12 protein-coding genes are annotated in these 15,342 nt (G+C 73.2%); 7 read left to right on the forward strand and 5 right to left on the reverse strand.

Annotated elements, in window-relative coordinates; all coding sequences use genetic code 11:
- Nucleotides 1–165: 165 nt before the first annotated feature.
- From ACGFT2_RS11780 to ACGFT2_RS11800, 5 genes are read right to left on the reverse strand one after another with little or no spacing between them, the layout of a single operon-like run.
- Nucleotides 166–1,476 carry a DUF58 domain-containing protein gene (locus ACGFT2_RS11780; RefSeq protein WP_393276355.1) on the reverse strand — a complete coding sequence of 437 codons (1,311 nt, stop codon included), beginning with the start codon at nt 1,474–1,476 and terminating at the stop codon, nt 166–168.
- Nucleotides 1,476–2,465 carry an AAA family ATPase gene (locus ACGFT2_RS11785; protein WP_393277660.1) on the reverse strand — a complete coding sequence of 330 codons (990 nt, stop codon included), beginning with the start codon at nt 2,463–2,465 and terminating at the stop codon, nt 1,476–1,478. The genes ACGFT2_RS11780 and ACGFT2_RS11785 overlap by 1 nt, the downstream gene beginning before the upstream one ends.
- Nucleotides 2,465–3,658, reverse strand: a complete 1,194-nt coding sequence (locus ACGFT2_RS11790) for a DUF4350 domain-containing protein (RefSeq protein WP_393276358.1) — start codon at nt 3,656–3,658, stop codon at nt 2,465–2,467. Before ACGFT2_RS11790 ends, ACGFT2_RS11785 begins: the two co-directional genes overlap by 1 nt.
- On the reverse strand, nt 3,655–4,422 hold the full coding sequence (locus ACGFT2_RS11795) for a DUF4129 domain-containing protein (RefSeq protein WP_393276361.1): 768 nt from the start codon (nt 4,420–4,422) through the stop codon (nt 3,655–3,657). Before ACGFT2_RS11795 ends, ACGFT2_RS11790 begins: the two co-directional genes overlap by 4 nt.
- 37 nt (nt 4,423–4,459) lie before the next feature.
- Nucleotides 4,460–5,908, reverse strand: coding sequence for a hypothetical protein (locus tag ACGFT2_RS11800; protein ID WP_393276364.1), 1,449 nt, complete (start codon nt 5,906–5,908; stop codon nt 4,460–4,462).
- A 140-nt stretch (nt 5,909–6,048) separates the two neighbouring features.
- On the opposite strand from ACGFT2_RS11800, the gene mtnA reads away from it, so the two are divergent.
- From mtnA to ACGFT2_RS11835, 7 genes are all read left to right on the forward strand, one after another.
- On the forward strand, nt 6,049–7,191 hold the full coding sequence (gene mtnA / locus ACGFT2_RS11805) for an S-methyl-5-thioribose-1-phosphate isomerase (protein ID WP_393276367.1): 1,143 nt from the start codon (nt 6,049–6,051) through the stop codon (nt 7,189–7,191).
- A 390-nt stretch (nt 7,192–7,581) separates the two neighbouring features.
- On the forward strand, nt 7,582–8,271 hold the full coding sequence (mtrA, locus tag ACGFT2_RS11810; RefSeq protein WP_187279108.1) for a two-component system response regulator MtrA: 690 nt from the start codon (nt 7,582–7,584) through the stop codon (nt 8,269–8,271).
- Between the two features lies 1 nt (nt 8,272).
- Entirely contained in the window at nt 8,273–10,375 is a 2,103-nt protein-coding gene (mtrB, locus tag ACGFT2_RS11815; protein ID WP_393276371.1) for an MtrAB system histidine kinase MtrB, read from the forward strand.
- Nucleotides 10,365–12,203, forward strand: a complete 1,839-nt coding sequence (locus ACGFT2_RS11820; protein ID WP_393276374.1) for an LpqB family beta-propeller domain-containing protein — start codon at nt 10,365–10,367, stop codon at nt 12,201–12,203. The genes mtrB and ACGFT2_RS11820 overlap by 11 nt, the downstream gene beginning before the upstream one ends.
- Nucleotides 12,204–12,504: 301 nt before the next feature.
- On the forward strand, nt 12,505–13,389 hold the full coding sequence (locus ACGFT2_RS11825) for a ComF family protein (RefSeq protein WP_393276377.1): 885 nt from the start codon (nt 12,505–12,507) through the stop codon (nt 13,387–13,389).
- Between the two features lie 307 nt (nt 13,390–13,696).
- Complete coding sequence (hpf, locus tag ACGFT2_RS11830; protein WP_393276380.1) at nt 13,697–14,389, forward strand: ribosome hibernation-promoting factor, HPF/YfiA family; 693 nt, start codon at nt 13,697–13,699, stop codon at nt 14,387–14,389.
- 203 nt (nt 14,390–14,592) lie between these two features.
- Complete coding sequence (locus tag ACGFT2_RS11835) at nt 14,593–15,339, forward strand: response regulator (RefSeq protein WP_393276383.1); 747 nt, start codon at nt 14,593–14,595, stop codon at nt 15,337–15,339.
- The last annotated feature ends 3 nt before the right edge of the window (nt 15,340–15,342 follow it).

A 15,342-nucleotide genomic window follows, 5' to 3' on the forward strand; every position in this document is an offset into this window, starting at 1 on the left:
GTACTGCAGGGGGGACCCTGTGGGAGAGTAGGACACCGCCGAACAATTTTTAGGGAAACCCCCGCATCGAAAGATGCGGGGGTTTTCTGCGTTCTGGATGCTTTTATCAGCGGCACACCTGTCCAGACCGTGTACCCGGCCCGGAAAGCAGCGGCACACGGTGGTTCAGAGCCGGCCCGCTGCTTTGAGGGACAGATACGCGTCCGCCAGTGCCGACGCCAGATTGTCCGGGGTCGCGTCCACCACCGTCACACCGTGACGACGAAGTCGTTCCGCCGTGCGCCGGCGTTCGCTCTGCGCCTGGGCCGCCGCCGCGGCCTCGTACACCGCCTCCACCGTGCCGCGCGCCTTCGCCATGCCTTCGATGTGCGGGTCCGCCACCGAGGCCACCAGGACGGTGTGGCGCTGTGTGAGCCGTGGCAGCACGGGCAGCAGACCCTCCTCCACCGGTGCCGCATCGAGCGTGGTGAGCAGCACGACGAGGGAGCGCCGGGAGGCGACCCGCAAGGCCGCGGCGGTGAGACCGCGGGCATCCGTCTCGACGAGCTCCGGTTCCAGCGTGGCCATCGCGCCGACCACGGAAGGGAGCACGTCGCCAGCCGAGCGGCCCTGGACCAGAGCCCGCACCCGGCGGTCGTAGGCGAGCAGGTCCACGCGGTCGCCGGCACGGGACGCGAGCGCCGCGAGGAGCAGGGCCGCGTCCATGGCGGCGTCCAGGCGTGGGGCGTCGCCCACGCGCCCGGCCGAGGTGCGGCCGGTGTCGAGGACCAGCAGGATGCGGCGGTCGCGCTCGGGACGCCAGGTGCGGACGGCGACCGCGGACTGGCGGGCGGTCGCCCGCCAGTCGATCGAGCGGGTGTCGTCGCCGGCCACGTACTCGCGCAGGCTGTCGAACTCGGTTCCCTCGCCGCGGGTGAGCACGCTGGTGCGGCCGTCGAGCTCCCGCAGCCGGGCGAGCTTCGACGGCAGATGCCTGCGGCTGGTGAACGGTGGCAGCACGCGCACCGTCCAGGGCACCCGGTGGGAGCCCTGGCGGGAGAAGAGGCCGAGGGGGCCGTACGAGCGGATCGTCACGCGGTCGGCCCGGCGGTCACCCCGCCGGGTGGGACGCAGCCGGGTCGTCACGCGCCGGCGTTCGCCCGGGGGGACGTTCAGGCGGTGACGGGAGGCCTCGACCTCCGTGCCCGACTCCCAGCTGCTGGGCGGCCAGGCGTCCCGCACCCGGGCCCGCAGGGGGCGGCGGGAGGGGTTGCCGACCGTGAGTGTGACGTCGGCGCTCCCGCCGAGACGGACGGAGGTGTCACCGGAGCGGGCCAGGACCAGCCGTCGGACGGGAGCGGCGAGCGCGTAGTCGCAGGCGCAGGCCAGGGCCAGTGGGCCGTTGACCGCGAGGATGCCCGTCCAGCCGGGTTCCAGGATGCCGACGGGGATCGAGCCGAGGGCCGCGAGGAGGGCGGCGCGTCCGGTGAGAGCCATCAGCGGGGGACCGGGACGTGGGCGAGGATGGAGTTGATGACGGCGTCGGCCGTCACGCCCTCCATCTCGGCCTCGGGGCGCAGCTGCACGCGATGGCGCAGAGTGGGCAGGGCGAGGGCCTTCACGTCGTCGGGGATGACGTAGTCGCGGCCCGTCAGCCAGGCCCAGGCACGGGACGTGGCCAGCAGGGCGGTGGCGCCGCGCGGCGAGACGCCCAGGGCGAGCGAGGGCGACTCGCGGGTTGCCCGGCAGACGTCCACGACGTAGGCGGTGATCTCGGCGGAGACCGTCGTCCTGGCTACCGCGGCACGGGCGGCCGCCAGTTCGGCGGGGCCGGCGACGGGGCGTACGCCGGCGGCGTGCAGATCGCGTGGGTCGAAGCCCGAGGCGTGCCGGGTGAGGACGTCGATCTCGTCCTGCCGCGAGGGCAGAGGCATCGTCAGTTTGAGCAGGAAGCGGTCCAGTTGGGCCTCGGGCAGGGGGTAGGTGCCCTCGTACTCGACGGGGTTCTGGGTCGCGGCGACCAGGAACGGCTCGGGCAGCGGACGCGGGGTGCCGTCGACCGTGACCTGACGTTCCTCCATGGCCTCCAGGAGGGACGACTGGGTCTTGGGCGGCGTGCGGTTGATCTCGTCCGCGAGCAGGAGGTTGGTGAAGACCGGGCCGGGCTGGAAGGAGAACTCGGCGGTGCGGGTGTCGTAGACGAGGGAGCCGGTGACGTCGCTGGGCATCAGGTCGGGGGTGAACTGGACGCGCTTGGTGTCGAGTTCGAGGGCGGAGGCGAGGGTCCGCACGAGCAGCGTCTTGGCGACGCCGGGTACCCCTTCGAGCAGGACGTGCCCGCGGCAGAGGAGGGCGACGACGAGGCCGGTCACGGCGGGGTCCTGGCCGACCACGGCTTTCGCGATCTCGGCGCGCAGGGCCTCGAGGGAGGCGCGGGCGGTGTCCGCCTCCCCGGTCTGCCCGGCGTTGTCAGTGGTCGGGTCCATCATGAACGGCGTACCTCTCTTTCGAGGGCGTCGAGTTGGTCGGTCAGTGCGATGAGGGCCTTGTCGTCGCCGGGTGGCGGCCCGAAGAGGAGAGCGTGCAGGGTCTGTCCCTCGCCGGCCAGGTGCGTGGACAGTGCGGGGAGCAGGGACTCGGGCGCGTGCGCCTGGGAGACGGGGACGCCGAGGAGGGGGGCGAGGCGGGTGCGGGTGGTGGAGCGAAGAGCGGCGGCCGCGCGGTCCCGGGCGTTGGCCTTGCGGTAGAGGCGGGCGCGGCCTTCGGCGGTCTCGGAGGCGCGGATCGCGACCGGGAGCCGTTCGGGCACGAGAGGGCCGAAGCGGCGCGCCCGCCAGAAGGCGGCGAGGACCGCCGCGAGGAACAGCTGCAGGGTGCCCCACAGCCATCCCGGCGGGAGCAGGTCGAGAAAGCTCTCGCGTTCGTCGTCGATGGCGGAGGAGTCGGCCAACGAGGGGAGGTACCAGACCAGATGGGGGCGGGAGCCGAGGAGCTGGAGGGCGAGCGAGGCGTCGCCCTGCTCGTCGAGACGGTCGTTGTAGAGGATGTCGGGCGCGCCGAGTACGACGGTGTCGCCGCCCCCGGTCGCGGCGGGGACGCGCAGCAGGGTGGCCAGGCGGTGGCTCGGGTAGCAGGAGTCGGCGTCGAGGCGGGTCGTGGTGTAGCGGATGCCGCCGGTGTCGGCGCTGCCCGCGCGCCGGGCCTCGGGCAGGGTGCAGTCGGGGGCGAGCGTGGTGCGGAGGCTGCTCGCGGGGTCCGCGGTGACACCGGGGGCGAGCCGCTCGACGGAGGAGCCGCCGGCCGCGACCAGGACGGTGCGGCCGCCGGACGCGGCGGTCGCCTCGCGCAGTCGGCTCTGCTGCCGGCCGGTCAGCAGATCGGGGACGGCGACCAGGACGGTGGTGTCGCGGCCGGCGGCGGCGCGTGCGGCGTCGAGCGTGGTGACCACGCGCGTGGACACGCCGCGGTCGGCGAGGAGCCGGACGACGGCGCGGCTGCCGTGCGGGTCGACGGAGCGCGGGTCGAGGGCGCCGTGCTGGGCCGTGGAGCGCACGGCGGCCATGACGACCGCCGCGGCCAGGACCAGCACGACGGCCAGGGCGAGGCCCCGGTTGCGGGTCCACACCTGGCGCGCGGTGGGCGTGGTGGAGGTGGTCGGCAGGGTGGCCTCGGTGGTCACTCGGCGTTCCTCCGGGTGCGGCTGCTACTGCTACTGCTGCTACTGCTGTGGCTGGTGCCGGCGGCGCTGTCGGCGAGGCTGGGCCGGGCGCGTTCCACGTCGCGGTCGAGTTCGGCGAGGCGCTGGTACGTCTGCTCATCCGCCCTGCGCCCGCCGTACGTGACGTCGTCGAACTCCCGGGCGGCGGCGCGCAGCCGGTCCGTGTGCGCGGGAAGGGCGCGGCCGGCCTCGGCCGCGGCTTCGTCGGCGGTGCGGCCGGCGCGCACGTCGAGCAGGGCCCGTTCCTCCAGCGAGCGGACGATGGCCCGCATGCGTTCCCGGACGGCCTGGTTCCAGTGGCCCTGCGCCGCGTGTGCCTCACCGGCCGCACGGTGTTCGGCGGCGCTGCGCGGGCGGTCGTCGAACAGAACGCCGGCGGAGACGGGTTGCCGGCGCGGGACGCCCAGGCGCCACCACAGGGCGGCCACCACGGCGACCACGCACAGGATCACCACGACCAGGCCCACCGCACCGCCGGGCGTCGCCGAGGCGGCCGTGCCGAAGAGTCTGCCGAGCCAGTCCCAGAAGGCGTTCAGAGCACGCTGGAGCAGGCCGGGGTCGTTCTCGTGGTACATCCGCTTGGACAGCTCGCGCCGGGCGGCCTCCCGCGCGGGATCACGCGGGACGGTCACCGGCGGCTCGTCGCCCGAGCCGCCGGCCGCCAGGGCGACCCGGTCCGCAGCCCGCAGCAGTCCGCGTACGACGCCGGTGCCGGTACCGGACACGGCCGCCGGCAGAACTCCCCCCGCCGGGCTCACCGCATCAGCTCCCCGGGACCGGGCCGGCGGCGCCCGTGCCGGAGGCCTGGACACCGGACGCGCGGGTCAGTTCGAGGTCGAGGGCCTCGCGGCGGATCCGCTGGTCGATGTAGAGGAGGACCGTGACACCCGCGCTGATCGGGAGGGTGATCGTGGTGCCGATCAGCGAGCCGATGCCGCGGACGATCAGGAACGTCCAGCTGAGGTGCCCGCTGCCGGCGCCGAACAGGTTGCTCATGTCGTCGCCGCTCGCGACGGCCCCGACGAGGGCGAACGGGATGGCGACGAGCGACGCGACGATGTTGGTGATCAGCCCGGTGAGCAGCGCGATGCCGAAGACGCGCCACCAGGAGCCGCGCACCAGCTTCGCGGAGCGGCTCATGGACTTCACGATGCCCTGCCGTTCGAGCATCAGGGCGGGCGTGGCCAGGTAGAAGCGGATCATCAGCCAGCCCGCGACGACGATGGCCGCGAGGACGCCGAGGACGAGCAGTGCCGCCGCCGCACCGTCGCTGCCGCCTCCGACGAGGACGAGGATGCCGGGGAGCGCCCCGGCGAGGACCGTGCCGAAGAAGATCAGGCCGAGCAGCAGGAGCAGGCCGAACAGCCGGGGGATCTGCGGACGGGCTTCGCGCCAGGCCTGACCGGCGTCGACCGGCCTGCCGAGGACGGCACGGCTGGTGATGGTCGTCAGCAGGGCGGTGGCGATGATCACGGCGACCGTGGAGATCACGGTGATGAGACCGGTGCCGATCAGGCTGTCCCGCAGGGCTCGCAGGATGTCGTCGGGGCTGGCGTTCGGGTCGTCCAGCGCCGTCTGACCGATGTCGTTCATGACGAGGCCCTGCACGAGGACCAGCGTCGTCTCGACGAGCAGTGCGACCGCCAGCGAGACGCCGAGCACCGTGCGCCAGTGGGTGCGCATGGTGGAGACGGCGCCGTCCAGGATCTCGCCGACGCCGAGCGGACGCAGGGGGATGACACCGGGCTTGGCCGCCGGCGGGGGGCCGCCCCAGCCGCCGCCCCAGGAGGGGTAAGGGCCGGGGGCGCCGTGACCGGGGGCGCCGTAGCCGCCGCCGGGGGGAGGGCCGCCGTAGCCGCCGGGGGCCGGGGCGCCCGGCGGGGGGCCGCCCCAGCCCGGGCCGGGTGGCGGGGGCGGGGGAGCCTGTTGCGGGGCGGGGGCGCCGGTCGGCGCGGACCACTGTCCGGCCGGCGGCTGCTCCTTGGACCACTTCACGCCCGGGGACTGCGGGTCGGTGCCCGGCTCCGGTGCCGGCTCGGCTGGGCCGGGGCGCTCGGCGGGCTCGGTGGTGCTCGTGCCGGGGCGGTCGGCGGGCTCGGTGCCGGGACGGCCGGCGGCGTCGGCGGGCTCTGCGGGACCGGACGCGCCGGGCTCCCGCCCCTCGGGCGGCGGGGCGGATCCGGGCGAGGCCCAGCCCGGAGTGTCTGTCATCGAAGCTCCTTCTCGATGCCCGTCCGCGGTCGCGGCGGCAGGTTGGCAGCCATCGTGCCATGGGGCGGTCGTCCGCGGATCGGCCGCGGTAGGGCCTGGACACCTTCAATTGTCCGCCTGTTCCGGGGCAGACTGACCGCATGGCTGATCAGCAGGCGCGAACCGGCGGGGACAAGCGTCCGAGCGAGATACCGGTGATCCGATGGGAGGAACCACCCGAAGGTCCCGTACTGGTCCTTCTCGATCAGACGAGGCTCCCGGCCGAGGAGGCCGAGCTGGTCTGCACCGACGCGGCGGCGCTGGTGGAGGCGATCCGCGCGCTCGCCGTACGCGGGGCGCCGCTGCTCGGGATCGCGGGGGCGTACGGCGTCGCGCTCGCCGCCGCGCGGGGCTTCGACGTGGCCGAGGCGGCGCGGGCGCTGGAGGAGGCCCGGCCCACCGCGGTGAACCTGTCCGTCGGCGTGCGCCGGGCCCAGGCCGCGCACCAGGCGGAGCTGGCCAGGACCGGCGACGCCACGGCGGCGGCGACCGCGGCGCTGGCCGCGGCGCGGGCGCTGCACCGGGAGGACGCCGAGGCCAGCACGCGGATGGCCGCGCACGGTCTGGCGCTGCTGGACGAACTGCTTCCCGGCGGAGGGCACCGCGTGCTCACCCACTGCAACAGCGGCTCGCTGGTGTCGGGCGGTGACGGCACCGCGTTCGCGGTGGCCCTCGCGGCACATCGGCGAGGGCGGCTGCGGCGGCTCTGGGTGGACGAGACGCGTCCGTTGCTGCAGGGCGCCCGGCTGACGGCGTACGAGGCGGCCCGCACCGGCATGGCGTACACCCTGCTCACCGACAACGCGGCGGGGTCGCTGTTCGCGGCGGGCGAGGTGGACGCGGTACTCGTCGGGGCGGACCGGATCGCGGCCGACGGCTCGGTGGCGAACAAGGTGGGGAGCTACCCGCTCGCCGTGCTCGCGCGCTACCACCACGTGCCGTTCATCGTGGTGGCGCCGCTGACGACGGTCGATCCGGACACTCCCGACGGGGCGTCCATCGAGGTCGAGCAGCGCCCCGGCTACGAGGTGACCGAGCTGGCGGCGCCCCAGGGGCCGGTGGCGGGCGCGGGCGGCGGCATCGTGGTGGCTCCCCTGGGGACGCAGGCGTACAACCCGGCGTTCGACGTGACGCCGCCCGAGCTGGTGACGGCCATCGTCACCGAGGAGGGAGCCGTCTCACCCGTGACGGCCGAGGCTCTCGCGGAGCTGGGCGCCAGGTCCCGCCGGGCGGTGATCGGCTGACGGGCCGGGGGTCGCGCACGCTCGCCGGACGGTGATCGGCTGACGGGTCGGGGGTCGCGCACGCTCGCCGGACGGTGATCGGCTGACGGCCCCGCGTCGTGGTCGGCGCGCCACGAGGCACCGCGGGCGCCCGCGGTGCCCCGTGCACCCGGCACGGATCCGCGCAAGCGTGCGCGGCGACGAGGGAAGGGGCCGTGGCGGCCGAGGCCGGTGGCCAGGGCGGACCTACCGGCGGGTTCGACGGCCCCCGGGATACCGCCCGGGGGCCGTCGGGGAGGCCCGGTGCCTCGGGCCCGTACCCTCGGGGCAGACAGTGACGGCTCCGTACGACTATCGTCACGGGCCAGTGAGGTGCCTCACCTGGGCCTCTGTCGTCGTTACGAGAATGGGATGATGTCGTTTATGAAGGGACGAGTCCTTGTCGTCGACGACGACACCGCACTGGCCGAGATGCTCGGCATCGTGCTGCGTGGTGAAGGTTTTGAGCCGTCTTTCGTAGCCGACGGCGACAAGGCGCTGGCCGCTTTCCGTGAGAGCAAGCCCGACCTGGTACTGCTCGACCTGATGCTGCCCGGCCGGGACGGCATCGAGGTGTGCAGGCTGATCCGGGCGGAGTCCGGTGTGCCGATCGTGATGCTCACGGCCAAGAGCGACACCGTCGACGTGGTTGTGGGCCTGGAGTCGGGTGCTGACGACTACATCGTCAAGCCGTTCAAGCCCAAGGAGCTGGTCGCGCGGATCCGCGCGCGGCTGCGGCGGTCCGAGGAGCCGGCGCCGGAGCAGCTGACCATCGGCGACCTGGTGATCGATGTGGCCGGGCACTCGGTGAAGCGGGACGGGCAGTCGATCGCGCTGACCCCGCTGGAGTTCGACCTGCTGGTGGCGCTCGCCCGCAAGCCGTGGCAGGTGTTCACCCGTGAGGTGCTGCTCGAGCAGGTGTGGGGCTATCGGCACGCGGCCGACACACGGCTCGTCAACGTGCATGTGCAGCGGCTGCGGTCCAAGGTCGAGAAGGACCCGGAGCGGCCGGAGATCGTGGTGACCGTCCGCGGTGTCGGTTACAAGGCCGGACCGAGCTGACATGTCCGGGGACAGTGCCGCTTCGGCTCCCGGCGGATCCGCTGCCGGTCCGGGACGGCCTGTCGGCCGGGCGGCGGCCGGTGCGCGTCTCAGGCGCCTCTTCGAGGGCGGGCTGCTGCGGGGCGGGGTCCAGGGCAGCCCCGTGGTGCGGTTGTTCCTGCGCTGGGTGCGCCGGCCGCTGCTGCCGATGATGCGGCTGTGGCGGCGCAACATCCAGCTCAGGGTCGTCGCCACGACCCTGCTGATGTCGCTGGGCGTCGTCCTGCTGCTCGGCTTCGTGGTGATCGGGCAGGTGCGCAACGGCCTGCTGGACGCCAAGGTGAAGGCCTCGCAGAGCCAGGCCACGGGCGGGTTCGCGGTGGCCAGGCAGAAGGCCGACGAGGCGGCCGGCGGGACCGGGACGGGTACGGGCGCCGGAACCGGCAGCGCCGACGGCACCACGACCGCTGACGGAAGGCAGTCGCAGAACGTCATCCAGTGGATGAGCGACCTCGTGGAGTCGCTGTCCAGCGGCGGCGCGGGCGCCTTCGACGTGGCCACGCTTCCCGTGGGCGACGACAGCGGCGGCGGCCGCAGCCCGCGCGGCTCCGGGAACGTCAACCCCACCTCCAGCGTCCCCGGTGACCTGCGCGAGCGGGTCAACAGCGGTACGACGGCCGCGCAGAGCTACACGCGGATCGTCTACTCCAACGACAAGGAATCGCAGCCGGCACTGGTCATCGGCAAGCAGGTCAACGACCCCAACGGGCGTCCCTACGAGCTGTACTACCTCTTCCCGCTCACGCAGGAGGAGAAGTCCCTGAGCCTGGTCAAGGGCACCCTGGCGACCGCCGGGCTGTTCGTCGTGGTCCTGCTCGGCGCCATCGCCTGGCTGGTGGTGCGCCAGGTCGTCACGCCGGTGCGGATGGCGGCCGGGATCGCGGAGCGGCTGTCCGCCGGACAGCTGCAGGAGCGGATGAAGGTCACCGGCGAGGACGACATCGCCCGCCTGGGCGAGGCCTTCAACAAGATGGCGCAGAACCTCCAGGTGAAGATCCAGCAGCTGGAGGACCTCTCGCGGATGCAGCGCCGGTTCGTCTCCGACGTCTCGCACGAGCTGCGCACCCCGCTGACGACCGTCCGGATGGCGGCCGACGTCATCCACGAGGCGCGCGAGGACTTCGACCCGATCACCGCGCGGTCGGCGGAACTCCTCGCCGACCAGCTGGACCGGTTCGAGTCGCTGCTCGCCGACCTGCTGGAGATCAGCCGCTTCGACGCGGGCGCGGCGGCCCTGGAGGCCGAGCCGATAGACCTCAGGGAGGTCGTCCGGCGCGTGGTCAGCGGCGCCGAGCCGCTCGCCGAACGCAAGGGCACGCACATACGCGTGCTCGGCGACCAGCAGCCCGTCGTCGCCGAGGCGGACGCGCGGCGCGTCGAGCGGGTGCTGCGCAACCTCGTCGTCAACGCCGTCGAGCACGGCGACGGCAAGGATGTCGTCGTCAGGCTCGCCGCCGCGGGCGGCGCGGTCGCCATCGCGGTGCGCGACTACGGCGTGGGACTCAAGCCGGGCGAGGCGACCCGGGTCTTCAGCCGCTTCTGGCGGGCGGACCCGGCACGTGCGCGTACCACCGGCGGCACGGGCCTCGGCCTGTCGATCGCCCTGGAGGACGCGCGGCTGCACGGCGGCTGGCTGCAGGCCTGGGGGGAGCCCGGCGGCGGCTCGCAGTTCCGGCTGACGCTGCCCAGGACCGCCGACGAGCCGCTGCGGGGCTCGCCGATACCGCTGGAGCCCAAGGACTCGCGCCGCAACCGCGGCCTCGACGACGCCGGACTGCCCCGCGGGGGCGAGGAGAAGCGGGCGACCGTGCCCGTGCAGCACGGCGGAGCCCAGTCGGCGGCGCTGCCGCCTCGCACCTCCGGCGCGCCCCGCCTGGCCGGCTCCGCCCCCGCCGCCGACCCGGCCGCCCTGCCCGGCAACGGCAACGGTGCCCGTGTGGTGCCCCGGCCCACCGGTGGTGCCCGGCGGCCGGACGACCGGTCCGCGCAGCGCCCGGCATCCGACACGGACGCGGCCGTACCGCACGACTCGACCGAGCCAGGGGAGGCATTTCGTGGGCGCTGACCGCAGGGGGAGCGGCCGGCGACGTCCGGGGCGCGCGGTGGCGTACACCGCCTTGGGGGTCGTTCTGCTGGCCGGGTGCGCCTCGATGCCCGACAGCGGCGACCTGCGGAACGTGGAGTCCACACCGCGGCAGGACACCGCGGTCCGGGTCTTCGCCGTGCCGCCCGCCGAGGGTGCCGGTCCCGGCGAGATCATGCAGGGCTTCCTGGAGGCACTGACCAGCGACGACCCGCAGTACGACACGGCCCGCAAGTACCTCACGTCCGACGCGGCCCGTGTCTGGCGGCCCGAGCGGTCGACCACGGTCCTCACGAACGGGCCGAGCATCGAGACCGACTGCCAGGCGGGCGGCCGGGAGGATGACGACGGCGTGACCTGCGTCCTGGCCGGCAGCCGGGTCGCGACGGTCGACGCGCAGCAGGCGTACCAGCCCGCCGACGGGTCGTACCGCAAGAAGCTGCACCTGGTGCGGAGTCCCAAGAGCGGGCAGTGGCGCATCGACGCGCTGCCCGACGGCGTCGTCATGGGCAAGTCGGACTTCCAGCGCAACTACACGTCCGTCGACAAGTACTACTTCGCCTCCAACACGGCGGTCGGGGCGAGTGCGCAGCCGGTGGCTGTCGCCGATCCGGTGTTCGTGCGCAGCAAGGTGGACCCGATGACCCAGATGGTCCGCTCGCTGCTGAACGGGCCCAGTACCTGGCTCGGCCTGGTGGTCCGCTCCAGCTTCCCCACCGGAACGGCCCTGCAGAAGGGCGCCTCGGGGCTGACGCCGGACGATCGGAACAGGCTGACGGTGCCACTGAACCTCAGGGCGTCCAGGGTCGCGGCGGGTAAGTGCGCCGAGATGGCGACCCAGGTGCTGTTCACCCTGCGGAACCTGACGCCGACGCTCGAGTCCGTCGAGTTGCGGGGGCTCGGTGGCGAGCGGCTGTGCGATCTGACCGAGGAGCGCGCCGAGTCCGCCGCCTGGCACGGCTCGGCCAAGCGCCCCGACTATCTGTACTTCCTCGACGGCAGGCACCGGGTGGTGCGGATGGCGACCGGAAGCACCGGTACGGGCGCCGGTGCGGCCCCGGTGCCCGGTCCGCTCGGCGACGGCGACAAGAAGCTGCAGTCGGTCGCGGTGTCGCGGGACGAGCACACCGCGGCCGGGGTCGGCGACGACGGCAGGTCCCTGTACGTGGCGTCGCTGGCGTCGGGCGGCTCGCTCGGGGAACCGGTGGCCACCAGCACCGGCGCGACCCCTGCCGACCGGCTGACGACACCGAGCTGGGACGCACGCGGCGATCTGTGGGTGGCCGACCGTGATCCGCACCGTCCGCGGCTGAAGGTCCTTGAGCAGGGCGTCGCGGAGCCGGAGGACGTCGCCGTCCCCGATCTGCCCGGACGCATCAAGGACGCGCGGGTGGCCGCGGACGGAGTGCGCATCGCCCTCGTGGTGGAGAAGGACGGCAAGCAGTCGCTGCTCATCGGCCGGATCCAGCGCGACGACGGGACCGGGCAGGGCATCTCGGTGGACGGACTGCGGCCCGCCGCACCCGGCTTGGAGCAGGTCAGCGCCATCTCCTGGGCCGGGGGCAGCAGGCTGCTCGTCGTCGGCCGGGAGCAGGGCGGCGTGCAGCAGATGCGGTACGTCGAGGTCGACGGCTCCACGCTGGACGGACCGGCTCCCGGGGCGCTGCCGGGGGCGAAGGCGATCGCCGCGTCCGAGGACGAGCGGGTTCCGCTGGTGGCGTACTCGGACGACGGGATCGTCCGGCTGCCGGCCGGGACGCAGTGGCAGAAGGTCGACAAGGACGGGACGGCACCGGTCTACCCCGGCTGAACGGACGGCACGGCACGGGTCTGCCCCGGCTGAACGGACGGCACGGCACGGGTCTGCCCGGGCTGAACGGACGGTACGGCACGGGTCTGCCCCGGCCCGAGGAACGGGTCGGCGACGGCCCCCCGGTCCGAACACCGCGAGGGCGTCGGTCTGCCCCGGCCGAACGGACGGCACCGGGAAGGTTCGCGCCGGACGTGTCCGTCCCCCGTGCGGGTGACGCGACGCGCGGTGCCGCGGGTTGTCCACAGGGCGTTTTCCACAGGGGTGGCCGGGCGTCGCCCGCGCGGGCACAGTGGTTGTCATGCGGGGGTGGTGGCAGGACCTCACCGACCTGGTGCTGCCGGCCCAGTGCGCGGGCTGCGAGGCACCTCGTACGCTGCTCTGCCCGCGGTGCCGGGCCGCGCTGCACGGCACCGCGCCGCGGCGGGTGCGGCCGGTGCCGGAGCCGGCCGGGCTGCCGGTGGTGCATGCGGCGGCTCCGTACGCGGACGAGGTGCGGACACTGCTCCTCGCCCACAAGGAGCGGGGCGCACTGGCGCTGGCCGGAGCACTGGGCACGGCTCTGGCGGGCGCGGTGCGGGCGGGGCTGCACCGGCGCGAGGGGGCGGCGGGAGCGCAGGTGCGGGGGCCCGTGCTGCTCGTGCCCGTGCCGTCAGCTCCGTGGGCCGTCAGGGCGCGAGGGCACGATCCGGTGCGGCGGACGGCGCTCGCGGCCGCCGGTGAGCTGCGGCGCACCGGGACACCGGCCCGGGTGGCGGCCGTGCTGCGGCAGCGGCGCGCCGTGGCGGACCAGGCGGGGCTCGACGCGCGGCGGCGCCTGGAGAACCTCGCGGGCGCGCTGGAGGTGACGCCGGGCGGTGGCCGGCTGCTCGGCGCGGGCCGGGTCGTGCTCGTCGACGATCTGATCACGACGGGCGCCAGTCTCGCGGAGGCGGCGCGCGCCGTGCGGGAGGGGTCCGGAGGGCTTGTCGAGCGGATGAACGAAGGGGGAACCGGGGTGAGCAAGGTCGTGTACGGGCCCGTATGTCGGGAAGGTAGGGAGGAACGAAGGAACGGAGCGCGGCACGAGAGGGGAAAGTGGGTGCATGGTGCATCGGATAAGACGGCGGAGAACTCCCCCGGGTCTGGCCTTCGGGCGGCCGTGATCGCCGCTCCTCGGGATTCTTTCGAAATAACCGGAACGTGACCTTGGACCTGCATCGATGCAGGTGGTGAGAGGGGAAATTCACCTGAACGGAGGTACGCCGCAGTAGAGGGTGACGACATCCGTCCGGGCGAGATATGTTCGGTTGTGAGGAAAGGCGCAGGCCACACCTCGCATATCCGAATGCCGTGTCGCGGGTTATCGCAATCACCCGCGCCGGTGGGTGGAGATCTCGCCCATGGGGAGGAGGTGGAAGTCACCGAGTCCGAGGTCCGGTGATCGCCGGGCCTGGTGCGAAAAGGGAGATGCTCCGCCGAGGCAGCGGAGCGATCCGGGAACGGAGTTCTGCGTGGACATCGTCGTCAAAGGCCGCAAGACCGAGGTGCCCGAGCGGTTCCGCAAGCACGTGGCCGAGAAGCTGAAGCTGGAGAAGATCCAGAAGCTCGATGGCAAGGTGATCAGCCTCGACGTCGAGGTGTCCAAGGAGCCCAACCCCCGACAGGCCGACCGCTGTGACCGAGTGGAGATCACACTCCGCTCCCGCGGTCCGGTGATCCGGGCGGAGGCAGCGGCCAGCGATCCGTACGTGGCGCTCGACCTCGCGGCGGAGAAGCTGGATGCCCGGCTGCGCAAGCAGCACGACAAGCGCTTCTCGCGTCGAGGAGCACGCCGGATCCCGGCGGCGGAGGTCGCCGACCACGTCCCGGACGCGGCGACACTGAACGGCAACGGCCTCCCCGTCCACGAGGAGGAGACGGACGGAGTGCCGACCAAGAAGATCGGCTCGCTGGAGGTCAAGGGCGAAGGCCCCCTCATCGTCCGCGAGAAGACCCACGTCGCCTCTCCGATGAGCCTCGACCAGGCCCTCTACGAGATGGAACTGGTCGGCCACGACTTCTACTTGTTCGTCGACTCCGAGACCAAGGAGCCGAGCGTCGTCTACCGGCGCCACGCCTACGACTACGGCGTGATCCACCTCAGTACGGACCCGATGGTCACCGAGGCACAGCCCCCCGCGGCGGGTGGCATGCTGGGCGGCTGACGCCCGGTCGAAGCTGAGCCGGTGCCCCTGGAGCGCGCGTGTGCGCCCCCAGGGGCACCGGTGTGCGACCACTTCGCGCCTCGCACGTCACCTCTGTGTCGTCCGGGCATGAAATCATGGCCGCACCGGCCCAACCGGTGGGCCGCTGCCTTGGGTTGGCGATGGCACGGGACCACAGGCCACAGCCTTCAGGGGGAGGAACGATGGCGGACACCTTCGGACCGATGCGGGACGGGGATGCCGGCGACGGTGTCACCGGCACGGGCCCGGATGCGGGCTCTGCACGCAAGGAGCCGATCAGGGTCCTGGTCGTGGACGACCATGCCCTCTTCCGGCGCGGCCTGGAGATCGTGCTCGCGGCCGAGGAGGACATCCAGGTCGTCGGCGAGGCCGGCGACGGCGCCGAGGCCGTCGACAAGGCAGCCGACCTGCTGCCCGACATTGTGCTGATGGACGTCCGCATGCCCAGGCGCGGTGGCATCGAGGCCTGCACCTCCATCAAGGAGGTCGCCCCCAGCGCGAAGATCATCATGCTGACCATCAGCGACGAGGAGGCCGACCTCTACGAGGCGATCAAGGCGGGTGCGACGGGATACCTCCTCAAGGAGATCTCCACGGACGAGGTGGCCACCGCCATTCGCGCGGTGGCCGACGGGCAGTCGCAGATCAGTCCCTCGATGGCGTCGAAACTCCTCACCGAGTTCAAGTCGATGATCCAGCGCACCGACGAGCGCCGGCTGGTGCCGGCGCCCCGGCTGACCGACCGGGAGCTGGAAGTCCTCAAGCTCGTCGCCACGGGGATGAACAACCGGGACATCGCCAAGCAGCTGTTCATCTCCGAGAACACCGTCAAGAACCACGTCCGCAACATCCTGGAGAAGCTGCAGCTGCACTCCCGGATGGAGGCCGTGGTCTACGCGATGCGGGAGAAGATCCTGGAGATCCGCTAGCGG

It is taken from the genome of Streptomyces sp. NPDC048514 (genome assembly GCF_043199955.1).
GTDB lineage: Bacteria > Actinomycetota > Actinomycetes > Streptomycetales > Streptomycetaceae > Streptomyces.

Bases quoted from the DNA above. Each gene is read 5' to 3' on its own strand.
- ACGFT2_RS11780 (WP_393276355.1), bottom strand. From the start codon at position 1,476: ATGGCTCTCACCGGACGCGCCGCCCTCCTCGCGGCCCTCGGCTCGATC.
- ACGFT2_RS11785 (WP_393277660.1), bottom strand. From the start codon at position 2,465: ATGGACCCGACCACTGACAACGCCGGGCAGACCGGGGAGGCGGACACC.
- ACGFT2_RS11800 (WP_393276364.1), bottom strand. From the start codon at position 5,908: ATGACAGACACTCCGGGCTGGGCCTCGCCCGGATCCGCCCCGCCGCCC.
- mtnA (WP_393276367.1), top strand. From the start codon at position 6,049: ATGGCTGATCAGCAGGCGCGAACCGGCGGGGACAAGCGTCCGAGCGAG.
- mtrA (WP_187279108.1), top strand. From the start codon at position 7,582: ATGATGTCGTTTATGAAGGGACGAGTCCTTGTCGTCGACGACGACACC.
- mtrB (WP_393276371.1), top strand. From the start codon at position 8,273: ATGTCCGGGGACAGTGCCGCTTCGGCTCCCGGCGGATCCGCTGCCGGT.
- ACGFT2_RS11825 (WP_393276377.1), top strand. From the start codon at position 12,505: ATGCGGGGGTGGTGGCAGGACCTCACCGACCTGGTGCTGCCGGCCCAG.
- ACGFT2_RS11835 (WP_393276383.1), top strand. From the start codon at position 14,593: ATGGCGGACACCTTCGGACCGATGCGGGACGGGGATGCCGGCGACGGT.